The sequence below is a fragment of the Geobacter sp. FeAm09 genome, from assembly GCF_008330225.1.
GTDB lineage: Bacteria > Desulfobacterota > Desulfuromonadia > Geobacterales > Pseudopelobacteraceae > Oryzomonas.
On the sequence record NZ_CP042466.1, the window covers coordinates 1,194,937 to 1,213,996 of the forward strand.

18 protein-coding genes are annotated in these 19,060 nt (G+C 55.9%); 11 read left to right on the forward strand and 7 right to left on the reverse strand.

Annotated features, from left to right (window positions below; genetic code table 11):
* Positions 1–9: 9 nt before the first annotated feature.
* The 6 genes from FO488_RS05540 to FO488_RS05565 all read right to left on the reverse strand — a co-directional run bounded on the left by FO488_RS05540 (position 10) and on the right by FO488_RS05565 (position 6,729).
* Positions 10–723 (reverse strand): ABC transporter ATP-binding protein, encoded by a 714-nt coding sequence (locus FO488_RS05540; RefSeq protein ID WP_149209635.1) that lies wholly within the window; start codon positions 721–723, stop codon positions 10–12.
* On the reverse strand, positions 720–1,487 hold the full coding sequence (locus FO488_RS05545; protein ID WP_149209636.1) for an ABC transporter ATP-binding protein: 768 nt from the start codon (positions 1,485–1,487) through the stop codon (positions 720–722). The genes FO488_RS05540 and FO488_RS05545 overlap by 4 nt, the downstream gene beginning before the upstream one ends.
* Positions 1,480–2,475 (reverse strand): branched-chain amino acid ABC transporter permease, encoded by a 996-nt coding sequence (locus tag FO488_RS05550; RefSeq protein ID WP_149209637.1) that lies wholly within the window; start codon positions 2,473–2,475, stop codon positions 1,480–1,482. The genes FO488_RS05545 and FO488_RS05550 overlap by 8 nt, the downstream gene beginning before the upstream one ends.
* A gap of 2 nt (positions 2,476–2,477) precedes the next feature.
* Positions 2,478–3,362: a branched-chain amino acid ABC transporter permease gene (locus tag FO488_RS05555; RefSeq protein ID WP_149209638.1), complete on the reverse strand. Its 885-nt coding sequence runs from the start codon at positions 3,360–3,362 to the stop codon at positions 2,478–2,480.
* On the reverse strand, positions 3,362–4,492 hold the full coding sequence (locus tag FO488_RS05560; RefSeq protein ID WP_149209639.1) for an ABC transporter substrate-binding protein: 1,131 nt from the start codon (positions 4,490–4,492) through the stop codon (positions 3,362–3,364). Before FO488_RS05560 ends, FO488_RS05555 begins: the two co-directional genes overlap by 1 nt.
* A 677-nt stretch (positions 4,493–5,169) precedes the next feature.
* Positions 5,170–6,729, reverse strand: a complete 1,560-nt coding sequence (locus FO488_RS05565) for a sigma 54-interacting transcriptional regulator (RefSeq protein WP_149209640.1) — start codon at positions 6,727–6,729, stop codon at positions 5,170–5,172.
* A 365-nt stretch (positions 6,730–7,094) separates the two neighbouring features.
* On the opposite strand from FO488_RS05565, the gene FO488_RS05570 reads away from it, so the two are divergent.
* From FO488_RS05570 to FO488_RS05610, 9 genes are all read left to right on the forward strand, one after another.
* A complete protein-coding gene (locus FO488_RS05570; RefSeq protein WP_149209641.1) occupies positions 7,095–8,477 on the forward strand; it encodes a hypothetical protein in 1,383 nt (460 codons plus the stop codon).
* Positions 8,478–8,491: 14 nt separating this feature from the next.
* Entirely contained in the window at positions 8,492–8,962 is a 471-nt protein-coding gene (locus tag FO488_RS05575; protein WP_149209642.1) for a hypothetical protein, read from the forward strand.
* Between the two features lie 56 nt (positions 8,963–9,018).
* Positions 9,019–11,682: a molybdopterin-dependent oxidoreductase gene (locus tag FO488_RS05580; RefSeq protein ID WP_149212094.1), complete on the forward strand. Its 2,664-nt coding sequence runs from the start codon at positions 9,019–9,021 to the stop codon at positions 11,680–11,682.
* Positions 11,679–12,077: a molybdopterin dinucleotide binding domain-containing protein gene (locus FO488_RS19365; protein WP_168205911.1), complete on the forward strand. Its 399-nt coding sequence runs from the start codon at positions 11,679–11,681 to the stop codon at positions 12,075–12,077. The genes FO488_RS05580 and FO488_RS19365 overlap by 4 nt, the downstream gene beginning before the upstream one ends.
* A 13-nt stretch (positions 12,078–12,090) precedes the next feature.
* A complete protein-coding gene (locus FO488_RS05590; RefSeq protein WP_149209644.1) occupies positions 12,091–12,699 on the forward strand; it encodes a 4Fe-4S dicluster domain-containing protein in 609 nt (202 codons plus the stop codon).
* A 94-nt stretch (positions 12,700–12,793) separates the two neighbouring features.
* Complete coding sequence (locus tag FO488_RS05595) at positions 12,794–13,525, forward strand: molecular chaperone (protein ID WP_149209645.1); 732 nt, start codon at positions 12,794–12,796, stop codon at positions 13,523–13,525.
* Between the two features lie 205 nt (positions 13,526–13,730).
* Positions 13,731–14,945, forward strand: coding sequence for a radical SAM protein (locus FO488_RS05600; RefSeq protein ID WP_168205912.1), 1,215 nt, complete (start codon positions 13,731–13,733; stop codon positions 14,943–14,945).
* Positions 14,946–15,121: 176 nt separating this feature from the next.
* Entirely contained in the window at positions 15,122–16,042 is a 921-nt protein-coding gene (locus FO488_RS05605; protein ID WP_205743363.1) for a 4Fe-4S binding protein, read from the forward strand.
* 64 nt (positions 16,043–16,106) lie between these two features.
* Entirely contained in the window at positions 16,107–16,445 is a 339-nt protein-coding gene (locus FO488_RS05610; RefSeq protein WP_149209648.1) for a hypothetical protein, read from the forward strand.
* Positions 16,446–16,451: 6 nt separating this feature from the next.
* On the opposite strand, the gene FO488_RS19655 is transcribed toward FO488_RS05610, so the two are convergent.
* On the reverse strand, positions 16,452–16,883 hold the full coding sequence (locus tag FO488_RS19655) for a hypothetical protein (RefSeq protein WP_205743364.1): 432 nt from the start codon (positions 16,881–16,883) through the stop codon (positions 16,452–16,454).
* A gap of 307 nt (positions 16,884–17,190) precedes the next feature.
* Between FO488_RS19655 and FO488_RS05620 the strand changes: the two genes are divergently transcribed.
* Together FO488_RS05620 and FO488_RS05625 are read left to right on the forward strand one after the other, a co-directional pair.
* Positions 17,191–17,382: a twin-arginine translocase TatA/TatE family subunit gene (locus tag FO488_RS05620; RefSeq protein ID WP_149209650.1), complete on the forward strand. Its 192-nt coding sequence runs from the start codon at positions 17,191–17,193 to the stop codon at positions 17,380–17,382.
* 93 nt (positions 17,383–17,475) lie between these two features.
* Positions 17,476–18,429 carry a sigma-54-dependent Fis family transcriptional regulator gene (locus FO488_RS05625; protein WP_240732189.1) on the forward strand — a complete coding sequence of 318 codons (954 nt, stop codon included), beginning with the start codon at positions 17,476–17,478 and terminating at the stop codon, positions 18,427–18,429.
* Positions 18,430–19,060 lie beyond the last annotated feature (631 nt).

Genomic DNA, 19,060 nt, shown 5'->3' on the forward strand with positions numbered 1-19,060 from the left:
CACCGTTACTTACTGGTGCCCCAGGTACGCTTCCTTCACCCGCGGGTCGTGGGCGAGCTCCTGCGAGGATCCGCCGAGAACAATGCGACCGTTTTCCAAGACGTAGCCGCGATGGGCTATTTTCAGGGCCATGTTGGCATTTTGCTCCACCAGCAGGATCGTGGTCCCCCGGGTGTTGATCTCCCTGATCACCTGGAAGACCTCCTTCACCAAAAGCGGCGAAAGACCCATGGACGGCTCGTCCAACAGCATGACCCGGCAGTCGGTCATCATGGCCCGCCCAAGGGCAAGCATCTGCTGCTCGCCTCCACTCAGCGTGCCGGCCAATTGCGACTTCCGCTCCTCCAACCGGGGGAAAATCCGGAACACCTCCCGGCGCAGATTGGGAAGGGCACTCTTCCTCTTGCAGGTCCAGCTACCCAGGTTCAGGTTTTCCAGCACGGTAAGGCTCGGGAAGATGCCCCTCCCTTCGGGTACGTGCGCGATACCCTGCGACACGACGTCATGCACCGGCACCTGGGTGATACTCTTCCCTTGAAAGAGGATATCCCCCCGGTCAATGGGGAGCAGGCGGGATATCGCCCGCAGCGCGGTGGTTTTACCGGCGCCGTTGGCGCCTAAAAGGGAAACGATTTCCCCCTCATCTATATGCAGGTCTATCTCCTCCAACGCCTTTATGGCGCCGTAGGAGACGCCGATACCCTTGATCTCCAACAGACTCACAGGCTGTCCTCCTCGTCGCCCAGGTAGGCCTTGATCACCACCGGGTCGCCGGTTACCTCATGGGGGTTTCCACCTGCTATGGTCCTCCCGAAATCCATCACCTGGACATATTGACACAATTTCAGAACCACCGGCATATGGTGCTCTATCAGGAGGATGGAGAGGTCGAAATCCCGGTGGATGTCCCGGATGAGCCCGATCAGCCCATCCACCTCGGTGGGGTTCATGCCGGCCGCCGGTTCGTCTAAAAGTAGCACTCGCGGATCGGTCGCCAGGGCCCGGGCGATCTCCAGCCGCCGCTGCTCGCCATAGGGGAGGTTCTCGGCCAGCTCGTTGCGGCGCTCCGCAAGCCCAAAACGCTCGAGAAACGCCAAGCTCTCCCGTGCGACCTGCTGCTCCCGGCTCTTGAAGCGGGGGAGGTGGAATACCGCATCCCATAACCCGTAGCCCATGCGCTGGTGGAACGCGGTAACGATGTTGTCCCAGACGCTCATCTTGCCGAAAAGACGTATGTTTTGAAAGGTGCGGGCGATGCCGCGGCGGGAGATCTCGTCGGAGGGGATCCCCGAAACCTCGTCGCCCGCGAGCACGACCCGGCCGGTGTCGGGGCGATAGATGCCGGTGATCAGGTTGAAGACGGTGGTTTTTCCCGCACCGTTGGGACCGATGATTCCCTGGATATCACCCGCTCCCAGATCGAGGGAGAAGCCGTCGACCGCCCTCAGACCGCCGAAAGACTTGGAGAGGTTCTCGATCTTAAGCACCTTCCCCTCCCGTCTGTTTCCGATCCGGCATGAGCCAGCGCCACTCGCGGTTTCCCATGAGGCCGTACTGGCGGGTCAGCATGATGAACACCAAGATCAAGGGGCTTAAGAGCATGCGCAGGTCCGCCAACTGCGGCGCGATGAGGCCGAGGATGTTGCGTAGCAGCTCCATGAGGAGGGTGTAAGCCACGACCCCCAGGATGGAGCCGGAAAGGCTTCCCATGCCTCCCAGGTAGAGCATGACCAGGATGTCCGTGGTCTTCAGGTAATCGAAGCTCTTCGGCGTGATGAACTGCTGGTACCCGGCGTAGAGCCCCCCGGCCAGACCGGCGAAGGTGGCGGCGACGGTGAAGGCTAAGTTCTTGACCCGGTTCACGTCGATCCCGATCAGCTCGCCGGCGATGGCGTTCTCCCGGATGCACAGCCACATCCGGCCGTAGACCGAATCTACCAGGTTGCGCAGGATCCAATAGCTGAGCACCGTGCATAGGGCCACCGTCGCCAAGTCGGTTCCCTTGGGAATCGCGGTTAGACCACGGGGTCCTCCCAGGTAGTCGATGTTCTGGATGGCATTCACGATGATCATGTTGAAGCCGAGGGTGATGATGGCCAAGTAATCCCCCACGGTCTTAAAGGTGACCCGCCCTACCAGATAGCCGATGACTCCCGCCGCGAGGGCTCCGCCCGCCAAGGAAACCGGGATGCGCAACAGGACGGGCAGATGCAGCTTCAGGGCGATCAGCGCGGCGACGTAGGCGCCCACCGCCATGAAACCGGCATGTCCCAGGGCAAACTCGCCCAGATAGCCGTTGACCAGGTTGAGGCTCGCCACCAGGATGATGTTGATCCCGATCACGGTGAGAATGTGCAGGTAATAGTTGTTGAAGAGGCCGACACTGCCCAGAAACTGCACCAAAGCCGCGACAATGAACGTGGCGATGGCGACATTTCGGAAGTTGAGCGGCGTTTTCCCTTGGTGTTCTGCCATGTTTATACCTTTTTCAGCGCGGCCCTACCCATGATCCCGTTGGGCCGAATCAGAAGGAGGATGATCAGCAGGCCAAAGGCGATGCCGTTTTTCAAGTTGGAGGAAAGGTAGGCGACGGTGAGTACCTCGACGCCCGCAAGCAGAAAGGAGCCGATGACCGCTCCCTCGATGGAGCCAATCCCGCCGATGACCGCGGCGATGAACGCCTTCCACCCCAGGTCGATCCCCATGTACGGGTCGATGGAGTAGGCCTGCCCGAAGAAAATGCCGCCGGCTGCGGCCAGGGCCGAGCCGACGGCAAAGGTGGTGGCGATGATGAGATTGAGGTTGACCCCCATGAGCTGGACCGCATCCCTGTTGTCGGCCACGGCCCGCATGGCCGTGCCGAGCAGGGTCTTGTTGACGAAGATCCAGAGGATTACCATGAGGGAGAGGGAGATCAGAATGACCAGAAGCTTGTCTTCGGTGATCACCACGCCGTTGGCGAGCCTCAACACCTTGTTGGGGAGCTGCGCCGGGATTTGGCGTGCCTGGGGCCCCACCAGTATCCGCACCAGGTTCTCAAGGAAGATCCCCACCCCAAGGGCCGTGATGACGAGCGACATCCGCTGGGCGTTGCGCAGCTTGCGGTAGGCGACCCGTTCGATCAGGACCCCGATCATGGCGGTCAGGAGCATGGCCAAGGGGATCATGGCCGCCACCGGGAGCCCCGGGATGATGGCCACCAGGAGAAAGCCGATGAATCCGCCGAGCATGAAGATGTCGCCGTGGGCGAAGTTGATCAGCCGGATGGTCCCGTAAACCATGGTGTAGCCGAGGGCGATCAAGGCATAGACCGCCCCCAGTTGCGCGGCATTGAGCAGTTGCTGAATTGCGGTAGCGAGCACTAATTCACCGCGGAGTCAAAGACGAACTTGCCGTTTTCGACACGGATCATCACGGCACCCTTGATCGGGTCGCCGGAGCCGTTGTAGGTGATGACGCCGGTCACGCCGTCGAAGTTCTTGGTGCCGGCGAGGGCGTCCCTGATCGCCTTCGAATCGAGTTTCCCCGCCTTCTCCATGGCATTGACGAGGAGGTAGACCGAGTCGTAGGTAAGGGCAGCAGCGGCATCGACTTGGGTGTTGTATTTCTTGGCGTAGCTGGCGATGAACTTTTTGGAGGCCGGGCGGTCCACATCCGGCGAGTAGTGGTTGGAGAAGTAGGTCCCCTCCATGTCCTTGCCGCCCATCTTGATCAGTTCCTGGTTATCCCAGCCGTCGCTTCCGATGAACTTGCAGGTCATGCCGAGTTTGCGGGCCTGCTGGACCTGGAGCGGCACGTCGTTGAAGTAGTTGGGGAGGAAGAGGACGTCCGGGGCGGCCCCCTTGATCTTGCTCAGCTGGGCCGAGAAATCCTTGTCGTTGGTGTTGTAGGTTTCGAAACCGACGATCTTGCCACCGGCCTTGGTGAACTCGTTCCGGAACACCTCGGCGATCCCCTTGTTGTAATCGCTGGCCACGTCGTAGAGCACGGCCGCGGTGCCCGCTTTCATCTTGCCGCGGGCGAAGCCCGCCACCGCCTTGCCCTGGAAGGGGTCGATGAAGCAGGCGCGGAACACGAAGCGCTTGTCCTTGGTCACGTTGGGGTTGGTAGACCAAGGGGATATCTGGGGGATCCCGGCGGCCTCGGCGATGGGGGCGCCGGCGTTGGAGCATTTGCTGGACTGGGAACCGATGATCGCCGCAACCTTGTCCTGGTTGATCAGCTTCTGGAAGACGGTGGCAGCCGCTTCCGGTTTGTTCTCGTCATCCTCGATGATGAAAGTTACCTTCTGCTTGGTGCCGCCGATGGTGATGCCCCCCTTGGCGTTGATCTCCTCCTGGGCTAGAAGAACCGCGTTCTTGGTGGACTGCCCCAGGGCGGCGATATCGCCGGAGATGGGGGCCGAGACCCCGATCTTCACCCCTTTGTCCTGACAGCCGGTAAGACAGACGAGAACAGACAGTGCCGATAGCAACCATACCGATTTTTTCATCTTAGCCCCTCCTTGTAGTGTCCTTCATTGTTCTTTGCCAGAGGCAAACATCGCATGTTTGCAAGGTTGTAAGTGGAGGAGTATACAAGTACTTGGTGATGGAAAGCCACCTGAAGCGTTGGAAGCTCCTCTCAACAGCGGGTCCGCAACGCTCATTCATGAACGCGGTCTCTCAGGGGTGGAACAATGTAGGCCCGAAACCCCTTGAACTAGCAGCGTGGAGCGGCATGAAGTATTGTCCTTCTACACGGTCGCCCCTTTGCGGACAGGGTTTTTCAATACCACATGCCCGGTCGTAAATAAAGGTTTAACTTGCCTAAACGTGCCGCCGAGGGCCGGTCGTCCTCTGGTTATGTGAGAATGAGGGACTTAGGTGGTGTCCGTCCGGAAACGGCATTTTTCTGAACTTCGCAGTGGAAAGTTCGGCACAAGGCAGGCCAAACTCGTAGACGGGTACGGTCCCATCTCCAGACGGGCGAAGGCTCTGAACCAGTTGGCAATCCTCAAGATGGAAGGTTTGCTGACTGATTTTCGCTTGCAAACGTTCAGCAGAATGCATAAATACTAAGCTTTTGGTCAAAGCATTGTCAAAGTCTTCGATCAAACAACGTGCTCGCATGCAAGCCGACATTCGCCGGGGTGGTTTTCTGTCAGCGGTCCCTGCATGTCGTTGCTCCCTATATCCAGTGCCTTTTTTTCCGGCCAAACTCAATCCCGAGTTTGTCCATCCGCGTCCTCAGGGTATTCGGGTTGATGCCCAATATCTCCGCCGCTCCGCCCGGACCATGGATTTTGCCCTTCGTCATGTTCAATGTTTTGGCGATGTGTAACGAGACTACTTCGTCAATGGTCAATGTGCTGGTGATTCCGTCAATGGCATGACTCGTAACGACGGACTCGATTTCTCTATTAAGCGGCAACGAGTCAAACATCAAAGCTCCTCCCCGGTATTTTATCAGTTCCCGTTCCACCAGGTTTTCCAGTTCCCGGATATTGCCCTGCCAATCATAGTCCAGTAAACGCTTGATGGCCCCAGGAGCGATGGGTGGCGGTTGCTTGATGTTCAAACTTGCGGATTTCTTTTCGACGAAATACCTGGCAAGGTCCGGAATGTCCTCCTTGCGGTGGCGCAGCGGGGGAATGATTATGGGAAAGACGTTGAGTCTGAACCAAAGGTCCTCCCGGAATTGGTTCTCGGATACCATTTGTTCCAGGTTGCGATGCGTGGCGGCAATGACCCGAATGTCGACCTTGATCGGATGGGTGCCCCCGACCCGCTCAATCTCATGATATTGCAGTACGCGTAGCAGTCGCACCTGTGCCTGCGGCGGAAGTTCGCCTATTTCATCCAGAAAAATGGTGCCGCCGGAAGCGCGTTCGAAGCGGCCTTTCTTTTCCGTAATCGCTCCTGTGAACGCCCCTTTTTCATGGCCAAACAATTCGCTGTCGATGAGGTTTTCCGGTATTGCGCCACAATTTATCTTGATAAACGGCCCGTTTTTCACCTTGGAAGAGAAGTGGATCGCATTGGCAATCATCTCCTTGCCGGTCCCGGTTTCGCCGAGGATCAGAACCGGATTCTTCAGTGGTGCGACCTGCTGCACCATCTCCAATACGTTTTTCAGGCCGGAACTGGTGCCGACAATCTTGTCCAATGAGCTCTGAAACAGTTCGTTGCTGAGAAATTGGTTGTTATCCATGAGTTTGTCCCGATTGTTAAGGACTATTTCATGGCTGAGGGCATTGTAGAGGGCAATGGAGAACGGCTGGCGGACGGTTTCGAGTAGTTCCACATGGGATGAATTGTACTTGTTTTTGCCGGCAACCCGCAGGTGCAGCCAGCCCAACGGCTTTTCTCCATTGAACAACGGCAAGGAAATATCGGAATTGTTTCGTAGTTTGAAAAGAGGGTCAGCCAGGAGCATATGCTCTTCCGGGACTGCCAGGCTGGCGATGAATGTCTTTCTGTTTTGCCGTATGAATGCCTGCATCATATCCATGAGTTGCTTTGAAACGGGTATGAAGTCGTCGATCATGTCGGAATGCTCATTCCCTACGCGGCCGATCCTTCTGAGCGCTTTCTGGTTGGCATCGGGGATGGCATAGGTAAGGGCGTCCAGCGGAAAATATCTGCTCATGTACTCGAATACGCAGGCCAGTGCTGTCTTGGTATCCAGGCTGCTGAAGATTCTGATCGTAACCTCTCTGAAAAAATCATCCTTTTTTACCAGCCCCATCGCTTCCCCCGTCCTCGCCCGGCAAAGATCCAAATACTGTATTTCACAATATTGCACAATCTACGGCATGCCACAATTGTAAACAACGGCATCCCGTAATTATCACTTTGATAAACGCTAACGCTATGAAATAAAACGAAAAATTTGTTGGCACAATTGTGGCTATTGTCAGCCATTTTTGTAGTCCTTGATGCAGCAGAAAGTGACGGTTTGTCATTTTCGTTGGCCCGCTGCGCGCGATGCATGGATCGGGTGATCCCCGATAACAATCAGAAAGTGCAAAGGAGGTAACAGTGCGCAATGTATTGGCGAGGTATGCGTTGGTTATGTGGTTGCTGTGCGGTTTGCTGCTTTTCGGTGGGGCAGTGGAATCGCGGGCATTCGAGAGCGGGGGGTACGTCACCCCTGAAAGCGTGAGCCAGCAGGTATCGCCGGGGCAACTGCAGGAGAGCTATGCCGGGGTTGGTCTGGGGGGGACAAAGGTGTATGCCACTCTGACCTCCCGCTACCGGCTTCGCGTCAACGACTACGCAAGCGACCAGGACTTTTACCAGTACCTCCGCATCCGCACGGATGCAATGAAGCTCGGCCAGGGCACGGTCCGCCTCTCCACCTATGCACGTTTTGCCCAGGATCTGGATGGCGATTACCGTAAAAGCGATAATTACTACTTCTTCCGTGACGCCCTGGACGCGCAATTGCGCCATGACGACTGGGCGCCGCGATTGTACCTCGGCACTGCGACCCTGGACGGCGTCATCAAAAACACGACCCTCAATCTGGGACGGGTCAACCTGGCCCACCAGAATGCGTTCCTGCTCGACGGGGGCGACGCCACCGTGAAGCTGGGCGATGCCGTATCCGCCTATGTGTACGGCGGCAAGCCGGTCAGCTTTTACTATCACACGGGGGGCGACACCCTGGTGGGCGGCGGGGTCACGGTGAAGGCGGCCCGGCATACCAGCCTGGGAGCCGAATATGTCCGTCTGCACGTCAAGGGCGACAACAACGACTACACCAAGCTGCGGATCGACCAGGGCATCCCCAACGGCACCATCGCCCTTGCCTACACCATGCTGGACGATGCCGGCACGGTGAATGCCGATGTCGCCTATGAGATCGCCGCCACCAACACGATCCTCACCGCCAAATACGAAGGTCTGTTGAAAGATGTCGGCAACCTCAACAACTATGTGGTCAATCCGTTGACGAACACCCTGCTTGACGAGAGCCGCTACAACAAATACGAGGCCGGCGTCTACCAAGCCTTCCTGAAGTACTTTGCCGTCGGCGCAACCTATGCGCAGCGAATCGTTTCGGGAAGCCAGAACCTGGACAACCGCAGCTATGCACGGGTGGGCGGCAAGTTCGACATAATCGGCCTGCCCTCCGACAATACCTACATCTCCCTCAGCGCCGACTACTGGGGCGTGAAAGCCACGGCCACCACCGCCAAGAACGCCAGTGTCCAATACGGGGCGCAGGTCAACCAGAAAATTACCCCGAAAGTGGACGTCTGGGGCGGCACTTCCTACAACCGTTACGACTATGACATCAACCCGAACCTGAGCGGGGAGCGCCGCATGTCCTGGGCGCGGTCGTACTATGTGGGCGCCCAGTACCAACCGACCAGACACATAAGCTTCATGGCCGACCTGAGCCTGGAGCACGGCAGCTTTTACAACGACATCAGCAACAGCCTCAACACGAACTACAAATCCGAGATTTGGGCGAACCTAATATTCTAGCGAGAGGAGGACAAATGAAAACGAACGTAACGGCAGTATCGGCGGTTCTTGCCATGCTTCTCGCGACAGCGCCGGTTGTTGTCTGTGCCGCAGCATCGAACAAACCGTCCAGCCACGACATTTCGTGGCTCCATCGTCACGGCCCGGCGAGCAAGGCGCACATTGAGGAGTGTCTGGAATGCCATACGGACAGGGTGTCGTGCATCCAGTGCCACAAGGAGGTGGCGCCGCGCAACCATACGCCATCATGGGCCAAGACCGGGCACGGCCTGGAAGCGCGATGGGACCGTTCGGCCTGCACCGCCTGCCACACGGAAGACAGCTGCATCGAGTGCCACCAGAGCACGCGCCCCTCAAGTCACCGTCGCGGCTGGGGCGGCTTGGGCAGCACGTTGCAGACCCACTGCGGCAGCTGTCACTACCCCGTGAAGGACACCACCTGCTTTGTGTGTCACAAGACGGCGCATGCACCCAATGCCCATTAACCATGTCTCGGCATCGTCAACAGACTAAATAACAGCTCGGATCAGGAGGGTCTATTATGAAGATAATGGAGATATTTACCCAAAAGAAGGTTTCACGACGGAGTGTTTTGAAGGCCATGTCCGCCACCGCAGCCGCCGCAACCATACCCGGCTGCGGCGGTAGCGGCGGGAAAGCGTATGAGGGAACCGACCAGAACCTGGTGCCGCCGGAGATAACCGGCAGCTACGTCTTGGGCGCCGCACCCCATAACTGCGGTGGAGGGTGCGTCAGCAAGTTCTATGTGGAAAACGGCATCGTCAAACGGATCGTGACCGACGAGGACCGGGACGATGGCGACGTCTTCGCGGGTAAATCGCAGATACGCTCCTGTGCCCGGTGCCGTTCGAAGGCGGATTGGTGGTACCGTAACGACCGGCTGACCAAGCCGCTGAAACAGACAAAGCAGCGCGGCGACATCACGGGGTTCGTCGAGATCTCATGGGATCAGGCGGTCACCGAGATTGCCGCGAAGATGAAGAATATCTACGCCACCTATGGCGGGACGTCGATTTTCAATCTTCTCGCCCCTTCGGACCGGTCGGACCAGAGCAACAACATTGCCCGGCTCACCCGGCTGTTCGGAGCGGACTCCGGCACCGTGCCGTGGGTCCTGGACTTCAGCTACGGGCAACATACCTATTCCTACTTCTTTGTCGATCACGACGGTCTCGTCAACCGTCCGACGGCGACATGCGTGGCCCTCAGGTCCGCCAACTACCGGTCCGATGTGGTGAATTCCGACAACCTGGTGCTCTGGGGCTACAACCCGGCAGAGACGAGGGCCGGGGCGCAAACCGCCTGGTTCGTTACCAACGCCCGGGAAAAGGGGGTCAACGTCACCGTCATCGACCCGCGTTATACGAGAACCGCCGAGGCAATGGCCGACGATTATGTGGGCATAACCGCCGGCACCGATGCCGCCCTCATGTTGAGCATGCTGTACTACATGATCGTCAATACCTGGGACGAGAACGGCAACCTGATGGCGAACCCCATGCTCGATGAGGCGTTTATCAGGAAATACGTGCACGGCTTCTTCGACGACACCTCCCCGAAACACTATTACGCCGATATTGCCGCAAACCCGACGGCATATCAGGTGCCGGCCGGCGCCTCCCTGTCGGCGTATATCCTCGGCACGGACGACCGGCTGACGAAAGCGGCCATGTCTGCCGCCGCTGCGGCGTATACCGGCATGCCGGCAGGCACGAAGATCAACCAGGCGACCTCGGTCTACCCGAAAACCATCGGCTATAACGTGAATGACTCCGACGCGTTATACAACAAGGTCGCTCCCATGTACGGCCAGACGCCCAAGACTCCCGAGTGGGCGTCTGCGATAACGGGGGTTCGCGTGGCCAAGATTCAGGCGCTGGCAACCATGTACGCCACCAAAAAGGTGACCACATGGGTCGGCGGGTCCATACAGCGGCATACCGAGGGGGAACAGCCGGTGAATCTGGGGCCGATCCTGGCCGCGGTGACGAAAAATTTCGGCCAGGCAGGCCGGAGTTACGGTTTCCCCTTCGAGGTCGAGTATAAATACCCCGGCACCATGTCGGACAAGGTCGCGCTGAACGGCGGGGCCGCGAATGGTGCCAGCATCTCCGGCGATACGTACGATTTTTCGAAATTGACCCTGCAGGGGGGCGAGTTGGGCCCGTATGCCGGCAATACGGCGAGATACAGCCCGACCGGTGTCGCCGCCACCATGAACGGCATCGCCATTACCGTATGGCCCGACTATGTCAGGAACGCGGGGAAAACCGGCAAATCAAAATGGAACTACTCCAGAAGCATCAATTCAACAAAACCTGTTAAGGGGCTCATCTGCTTTGGTGGCAACTTCATGAGTCACTCACCCAATCTGAAGGATATTACCGACCTTTTGACAACAAAAGGTTCCAACGGAACGTACGACATTGAATTGGTGTTGACCGGCGACATGTTTTTCACCGCGAGCTCCGCACTGTCCGATTACGTTCTTCCCTGTGCGGGACCAGGTGAAAAATGGGGCGAGACCTGCGGCTGGCTGACCGCTGAAGCGGTCGTCATGCCCAAGATTACCGACCCGCCGGGCGAAGCGAAAAATGAATTCGAAATTGCCCGGCTGATTGCCGCAAAACTGGGGCTGGAAGGCACCTATAAAACGGTGGGCGACGGGACGGGCACCGTGGTCAACTCTGATTACGAATGGTCCAAATACAACTGGAACCAGGGCTATGCGGCAGGCCAGATCGACCAGGATTGGGATGCGATTCAGAAAGTAGGCGGTGTCAACATGTGGGACCAGCGGGCAAGCAAAGTTAAGGTGATTGCCAAGCAAAAGTATTATCAGGACCCCGCAGCCAACCCGCTGAACACCCTTTCGGGCAAAATAGAGGCGTATTGCCAAGCCATGACCGAAGACTATGAAGCATCGAAGATGAACAACATCGACACCAGAACGACGGATGCCGACGGCACGGCAAGCCTGTACAACGGCGGCCGCATATACACCGCCTCCACGGCGGCAAGTGCGGCCAATCGCAGGTTCGTCTATCCTATCCCGATGTATATCCCCCCGTGGAAGGGCTCCATGCCGATGGGTCCCATCCTGACCTGCTCGGCAGGTCGGCAGCCGGGTATACCTTCAGGAAACAGGTCAACCATTATCTGTATCGGGCACACTCGACCTTGAACAACGTCGGCCTTCTGGATGAACTGTACAAGCGGGATGCAAACGGCAACAGGGCCTACCTCAACCCCGCCAGGAGCGTTGCCGACGGTGTGTGGGACGATGGCGTCTATGAACCGGTCTATATCAACCCCGCCCACGCCAGCGGGCTCAACCTTGTGGAAGGGGACCGGGTGATAGTCTCCAGCGCGACCGGCTCAACCTACGGTTCCGTGAAGTTTACCAACAGAATAGCTCCCAACAATGTAGGCATCGGGGACGGCGCGTATTTCAAGCTCAACGCATTTGGGGTTGATATCGGCGGGGCATCGAACGGCCTCACCTCCGGCAGGCCATCGCGTATCTGTTTCAGCATGGCAATGTGCAGCGATGACCGCGTAAAAATTGTGAAAGCATAGGGGGAAAGATACCATGGAACAAAAAGGATTTTACCTGGATCAGACAAGGTGTGCTGCGTGCGACACGTGTTTGGTGGCCTGCAAGGGGTGGAACGGCATCAAGCCGGGCCCGGCATTCTGGCGGAAACGCATAGAAACGGAGGTCGGCGGCTACCCGAACCTCGTTATCTATCAACTGCCCATGAGCTGCAATCACTGTGCAAACCCGGCGTGCATCGCGGTGTGCCCCATGGGTACCATTTATAAGCGGGAAGAGGATGGCGTCGTCATTGTCAATCGCGATGGCTGCATCGGTTGCAAGGCTTGCCAGGCTGCATGCCCTTTTGGAGCGCCCCAGTTTGCCGACGACACCCAGGAACCTGCCAAGCAGTCGTCATGGCGGATTGACCACCCGATGCAGAAGTGTACCGCCTGCTGGGACAGGACTGCAGCCAATAAAAAGCCCGCATGCGTTGCCAGCTGTCCTACAAGAGCCCTGGACTTCGATACCATCGACAACCTCAAGGCCACATACCCGAGTGCCACGACCAGTGCAGTCGGCTTGCCGAATACCAGCCACAATGCCGCCGGCACGGCCCTGGAAAAAGATACGCTGCCCTCTATTTTGTTTAAGCGCAAGTAGCCGGTTCTCGGACACTGCTCGGGTGCGCGAATTCAGGCAGGGGTGGCCAAGGGTGCCGCCCCTGCCTGATGGATGATCGGGCCGCAGCCTTTTAATGGCTCATAATAGCCAGATTGATGCGGCCAGCCAGAATGGGGGAGACATGTACCAGGAACAATTGAACTTTGAAGGATTCATGAGAGGACGTATTGCCATTTACTCGACGCTTTCGATGCTATTCGGCGAATTCATCACATATGACCGCATGGCACTTTTACATGAAATTGTCTGCAACTACCTACGCGTTATAGATATTCCAGAGGATCGGGATGAGCTCGCCTCTTCATCTGAAAAACTGGGATCGTGGCTTACTGTCAATAAAGATAGAAAGAATGACGAAGCGTTCAATCTTGATCTCGCGAGGGAGCATACGGCATTTTTTGCCTTGGGAAAATACAAGGTTCCGGATACCGCATCGGCTACCCTTTCCAATGACAGGCTGGTGAAACGTGAACAATGGGAAAAGTGCAGGAGATTTTATCAAAAATTCGGTTTTAAAATGAAAGATGGCTCAACAAAATACGACGATTGTTTTGATGTGCAATGCTTATTTATGGAATCATTGATTGAGAAGACGCTATCAGATAAGGACGATCAAAATATTATGAAATTATTGAACGCTCAGGTCGAGTTTCTTGATGGACATGTACTTAACTGGATAGGCGTATTCGGTCGTAATCTTAAGAATAAGGCACAAGATGGAAGCATCTATCAAGCGATTGCCATGATTCCGAAAGTGCTGGTCAAAATTGACCGGGAAAATATCTCGGAATTGATTGCGGCGTAATCGCGCGTGCGGCACGAACGGTCAACCGGCGGTCACAACGTGGCGTCAGGCCTCGGATCATACCGTGCCGGATTTGATGAGTGCCATTACCCAAGGAGCCAGACACCCTATGGTTACGGATATCTCCAGAGCTACGCTGGGATTGATACAAGGCAGAAGATTCAAGCAGGATGCTGCCAGATACGTTGACTCCTATGAAAAATTCATGGCACGCGTCGTTGAGTTGGGAATAGGCGTGGACGAGGAGCCTCCCACGAGCGGCCGCAACGAATACCGGCTCTCCGCCACGGAGGTGCACAAAGGGATCGGGGGAAAAAATTGGTACTACGGCACCGTGTCCCCTGCCTGCATCGATTGCCGGACGGGCGCGTGCTCTAAGACGGTCTTTCACACCCTAGCCTGCAACCGGGACTGTTTTTTCTGTGCGAACAGGAACCAGGCGGAGTACGGCCACTTCACCAAGAGTGTCAACGATGCCGAAAAAGAGCTGGAGCAAGCTGATTCCGGTTCGGGCTACACGTCACTGGCCCTTACCGGCGGTGAGCCCCTGCTGTTCCCGGAAAAGGCGCTCTCCTTTTTCCAATTTGCCGCCGAAAGATATCCGGGCGCCCATAAACGCCTCTACACCAACGGCGACCTCCTCACCGACGAACGTGCCGCGCAACTTGCAGAGGCGGGGTTGAACGAAATCCGCATCAGCGTCAAGATCGACGCTGGCGGGGAAGCAGCCATGGCCTCAACCCTGGAAAAACTCTCCCTGGCAAAACGCCACATACCTTCTGTGCTGGTGGAGATGCCCGTCATCCCCGGTACGGTGGAGACCATGAAAAGGCTTTTTCTCAGCCTGGAGGACCGCGGCATAGACGGCATCAACATCCTGGAGTTCCTCTACCCCTGGACCAACGGGGCCGATTACGCGGCACAAGGCCACAAGCTGAAGAAAAAACCGTACCGCGTTCTGTATTCCTACAATTACGCGGGCGGCCTCCCCATTGCGGGAAGCGAAGATGCCTGCTTCGAACTCCTCGAATTTGCCGCCGCAAAGAGGCTGAAGCTGAATGTGCATTACTGCTCATTGGAAAATAAGCTCACCGCACAGATATACCATCAGAATGCGACCGCCAGGCTCATGCCGCACGAAGTGCTGTCGGACAAGGATTTCTTTATAAAAATAGCCCGGGCCTACAACACAAATGCCAAAAAAGTAAAAAAGTATCTCGACAAGGTGGCTCCCGGTTCCTATCAGCTCGCCGGCGATTACCTGGAATTTCACCCGCGGCACATTTCCGGGCTTACGGGAATCGACGAGATTGCCCTTACCTGCAATGTCGTGGAACGGACAAACAACGGTTCCCAAATGAGGGAGATAAAGATAGATCTGGTCACCCCGGCTACCTTTGACTATGCCAGCGACATTTAGGGCTGACCATTCATCTGGAATTGCCTGATGTTTTGCAGGCAACGGCAAAGGCACCACACATGGCATTATATTCAAATATTGTCGGGGAGTTGCTCGGCCGGCTTTCGGAGTATTTCGTTATAAACAGCTCCAGGTGCGTGCGGGTGCGCCATAAAGCCGCCCAATGCTCGGCATGCATGGACGTCTGTTCGGCAGATGCCATCACGATCACCGCTGCCGGAGGCCGTGTGCTTGTGGACTGGTCGCGGTGTTCCGACTGCGGCAAATGCCATGCTGCCTGCGGAAATGGCGTGTTTTCCCTGCGCAAGGCAGTAAGGGACCAACTGTTCGCGTCCGCTGCCGCTCAAATTGGCCGACATGACAAGGTAGTACTGTCTTGCCGGCAATCGCCTCATGCACAACATGCCGCATATTCGGCAGTCACTCTTGCCTGTTTTAACCGGATGATTCTGGTGCGGCTGGTTGCAATGGGAGCTAAGAACATAGTTCTGCTCAAGGGGGAGTGCAGCACATGTGGTACGCCGTGCGAGGATATCATTTGCAAAGAAATAGATACGGTCGTGAGCATAGTGAGCCTTGGCGCCAGGGAGACGTCCATCAGCCTGGCGGACACCTTCGAAGCTCCTCGCGAACGAAATGACGCCATCGGCAGGAACAGCAAGCAGGAAAATGGCAAACCGGCATCACGGAGAGAGTTTTTCGGCCTCATCAAAAACAGGGCACTGGCATCGATAGGCAGCGGCATCCATTACTTCACAGAAAGCAGTGTCGATAACAACAAAGACATACTCGATGCCGGCAATAGCAATGTCTCAAGAGAAGCGTACCTCTACGACTTGAAAACAATCGGCGGAGAAACGTTGCTCGGTAAAATGGTCACCGAAGGCTTGGTCAACGTCGTTGCCATTGACAGGGAAAAGTGCCGTTTATGCGGGATTTGCTCAAGGATGTGCCCGAATTGCGCTTTTACCCTGGATTATGAAACGGTTAAAGGGCGGGAAAAGGCTACGGATATTCACATGAACAACATCCTGTGCACCGGCTGCGGGCTCTGCCGTATCTCATGTCCGAGCAAGGCGATTACCGTCCGCCCCTAGCGGCGGGCACCTGGGAACAAGAACGTTTGCGGCTGGGCAACATCAAAACGTATGGAGGCATCAAATGCTGAATATGGTTAACAAGATCAGGATCTATCGGATAATGGTAGCGGCAATGGTGATTGTTGGGCTGGCATTGCCCGGATGCCATCGAAAACGGCCTGAAAAGAAAGCCCCGGCGCCGGCTGTATTGAAGGCGCAATATGATCAGTTGTTCCAGGTAAATGGGGATGGGTCCGTATCGGCAAAATTATCTTTGAACATCAACGGCGCTCTCGCCGCGCCCGGTACCAAATTCATACGCGGCGTGCAATTCTCGGGCGTGGACATTACGCAGTATATCGGTCATGACATTGATGTGCAGGAAGAGGATGGAGGGTTCAAGATAATAAAATTTTATTAGATGGGATCATAATTCATTCACGCGATAGTACGGATAGAGGACGTGGCAAGTTGTATGGATAATGGGGATTACAGGCAATTTGACCATCAGTTCGAGATTATGCGCAATGATCCCATTGCGCATAACACTGGCAGACCGGCCGATGACAGCCGTTATCGAAATATTATCAGGCAACTGGATGAGATGTTTGAGCAACTCCTGTACCAGCCAGACAAAGACCTTGCGGCAGACTTTGATCAACTGCTGGAAACCATGATGGAACACGTTGGCAACGAGAACGGCTGCATGAGGATGGTTCGCTTTCCCCAAGCCGTACAACACTGCCTCCACCACCAGTTTATCTGTAGTAAAACGGCCGAACTGCGGCACCGGTTCGGCAAGCATAGGGAGGCGCTGCCTGAGGAGTTGGGCTACCTGCGCCTGCTTTGGCTGGTGCATATCCAGTTGTATGACCAACCCTTTGAAACGTTTCTCGCCTCCTGAGTTGGGACTGACGGGTGCACAACCATGAAGACTGATACGAACTGCCCAGATGGTGCAAACCGGGATTTGATCCGGCCGGACATGTGCTGTTTTGTGGAAACTCCTTTTCCCGAGTGTTACTGCTACACCATATCAAGCAGAGTCATTTATAACATAGTCGCTTTTTGCGGAAATGATTTCGAGTTGTGCCCTGTTTATCGGCGAAGGGTCGAAAAAGACATGCCATAGGAGTGAACAGGCGCGTACGAAAGGAGGTAATTACATGTTTGGTTTTGGTACCCCCGAATTGCTCGTGATAGGGGCAATTGTCATGTTGGTATTCGGCGCAGGAAAATTACCCGAAATCGGCAGCTCATTCGGCAAGGCAATCGGTAATTTCAAAAAGGCCGTCGATGATAAGGACCAAATAGAGTTTAGCCCCAAAGATGGCGGCAAATCGGGCGATGAAGCCTGATGGCGATGCGCCTTGAAAAGGAGGTCTGAACGACTGGTGTTTATGGAGATTTGTAAAAAAGCCGACTCACCGCCAATGGTACACAGTGTCTCGATGCAGAGTACTCTTGAGATTGTCTCGCGCATAGCCAAGGGCGACTCCACGGTCCTCATTACCGGGGAGAGCGGCGTCGGCAAGGAACTCATGGCGCGCGCCATCCACGACCAGTCCGTCCGGGCCACCAGACCTTTCGTTGCCGTGAACTGCGGTGCGCTCACGGAGACCCTCCTGGAGAGCGAGCTGTTCGGCCACGCCAAGGGTTCCTTTACCGGCGCGGACAAAGACCGCCCGGGGCTGTTCGAGGCGGCCATCGGCGGGATCCTGTTCCTGGACGAGATCGGCGAGGTGCCCCCCGGGATGCAGGTCAAGCTGCTGCGCGCCCTGCAGGAACGCGAGGTGCGAAGGGTGGGGGAGAACCGATTCCGTCCCACCGACGTACGGATCGTAGCGGCCACCAACCGCAACCTGACGGACGAAATCGCCGCCGGCCGCTTCCGTCAGGATCTGTATTACCGCCTGCGGGTGATCGAGTTGCACGTACCCCCCCTGCGGGAACGTCACGAGGACATCCTGCCCTTGGCCATGTTGTTTCTCAACAAATTGGCCGGTAATCGAGAATGCCCCATAACGGGATTTACCCAGGATGCTCTCGACCTCCTTCTCCGTTACAACTGGCCGGGCAATGTGCGCGAGTTGCAGAGCGCGGTCGAACATGCCGTCACCATGTGTCGGGATGGCCTGATCGATTACAGTGATTTGCCGGGAGAATTGCGCGCCATGTTGCTCAAGCCGGCGCCTGTGGTAGTGGACGATATCCGCCCCCTTGAGGAGGTCGAACGTGACTATATCCAGGGGGTTCTTCTCGCGGTTGGCGGCAACAAGGTCCTGGCTGCGAAAAAATTGAATATCGGAATAGCCACACTTTACCGGAAGATAAGGAGAAATAATCACCACGCTTTTTGTCAAAGTGAGGTCAAATGCCTTGAGCCAGCAAATAAAATTTCCTGATTAGCAGAAGGTAGACGCTAATCAGGTTTTTGAATGACCGGATCGGCAGAGGATGCGGCCGGATGTGACAAATCTAAAGCCCTGCGGGCATAGCGCCTGCGGGGCTTTAGTATTTTTATCGGAATATCGCTAATATCAGCATGTTCCCTGAGATTGTTTTTGTCTATTGGGCACGAAGGAATCGGAAGAAATTTAATGCTTGCATAATGGGTGGTATGGAGCAATTATGTGGCATAACCTATTGAAATATGGTGTTAATATTTTTAACACTTTTGCGATGTATCATTTTGATGCAAAGAGGTGGAAGGACACAATGTCGCCCCAAGAGTTCCGAGGGAGTCCCTCTTCTGCTTGTTGCCGACGTAATACACTGCATAATAGATTTTGCCGCGTCTGATGAGTCCTGCCATTTGTTACCTCCGATGGCAGATCCCCTTAAAATTTTGGTGTACAGCTTGGTGTACAATGGCAATAAAAAAGGGACCTGCAGAGTCTGCAAGTCCCTAAAATTATTTGGTTGCGGGGACAGGATTTGAACCTGTGACCTTCGGGTTATGAGGGGCCACAAACGTCAAATTTATCCGCAACAAAAACAACATCTTGCTGTTATTTCGATGTGTTATCTAAAAGG

Excerpts from the sequence above, each read along its gene's own strand:
- FO488_RS05605 (WP_205743363.1), top strand. The coding sequence starts at position 15,122 with ATGGACGTCTGTTCGGCAGATGCCATCACGATCACCGCTGCCGGAGGC.
- FO488_RS05610 (WP_149209648.1), top strand. The coding sequence starts at position 16,107 with ATGCTGAATATGGTTAACAAGATCAGGATCTATCGGATAATGGTAGCG.
- FO488_RS05595 (WP_149209645.1), top strand. The coding sequence starts at position 12,794 with ATGGCTCATAATAGCCAGATTGATGCGGCCAGCCAGAATGGGGGAGAC.
- FO488_RS05625 (WP_240732189.1), top strand. The coding sequence starts at position 17,476 with ATGCAGAGTACTCTTGAGATTGTCTCGCGCATAGCCAAGGGCGACTCC.
- FO488_RS05580 (WP_149212094.1), top strand. The coding sequence starts at position 9,019 with ATGAAGATAATGGAGATATTTACCCAAAAGAAGGTTTCACGACGGAGT.
- FO488_RS05620 (WP_149209650.1), top strand. The coding sequence starts at position 17,191 with ATGTTTGGTTTTGGTACCCCCGAATTGCTCGTGATAGGGGCAATTGTC.
- FO488_RS05600 (WP_168205912.1), top strand. The coding sequence starts at position 13,731 with ATGGCACGCGTCGTTGAGTTGGGAATAGGCGTGGACGAGGAGCCTCCC.
- FO488_RS05550 (WP_149209637.1), bottom strand. The coding sequence starts at position 2,475 with ATGGCAGAACACCAAGGGAAAACGCCGCTCAACTTCCGAAATGTCGCC.
- FO488_RS05575 (WP_149209642.1), top strand. The coding sequence starts at position 8,492 with ATGAAAACGAACGTAACGGCAGTATCGGCGGTTCTTGCCATGCTTCTC.
- FO488_RS05560 (WP_149209639.1), bottom strand. The coding sequence starts at position 4,492 with ATGAAAAAATCGGTATGGTTGCTATCGGCACTGTCTGTTCTCGTCTGT.
- FO488_RS05590 (WP_149209644.1), top strand. The coding sequence starts at position 12,091 with ATGGAACAAAAAGGATTTTACCTGGATCAGACAAGGTGTGCTGCGTGC.
- FO488_RS19655 (WP_205743364.1), bottom strand. The coding sequence starts at position 16,883 with ATGCACCAGCCAAAGCAGGCGCAGGTAGCCCAACTCCTCAGGCAGCGC.
- FO488_RS05565 (WP_149209640.1), bottom strand. The coding sequence starts at position 6,729 with ATGGGGCTGGTAAAAAAGGATGATTTTTTCAGAGAGGTTACGATCAGA.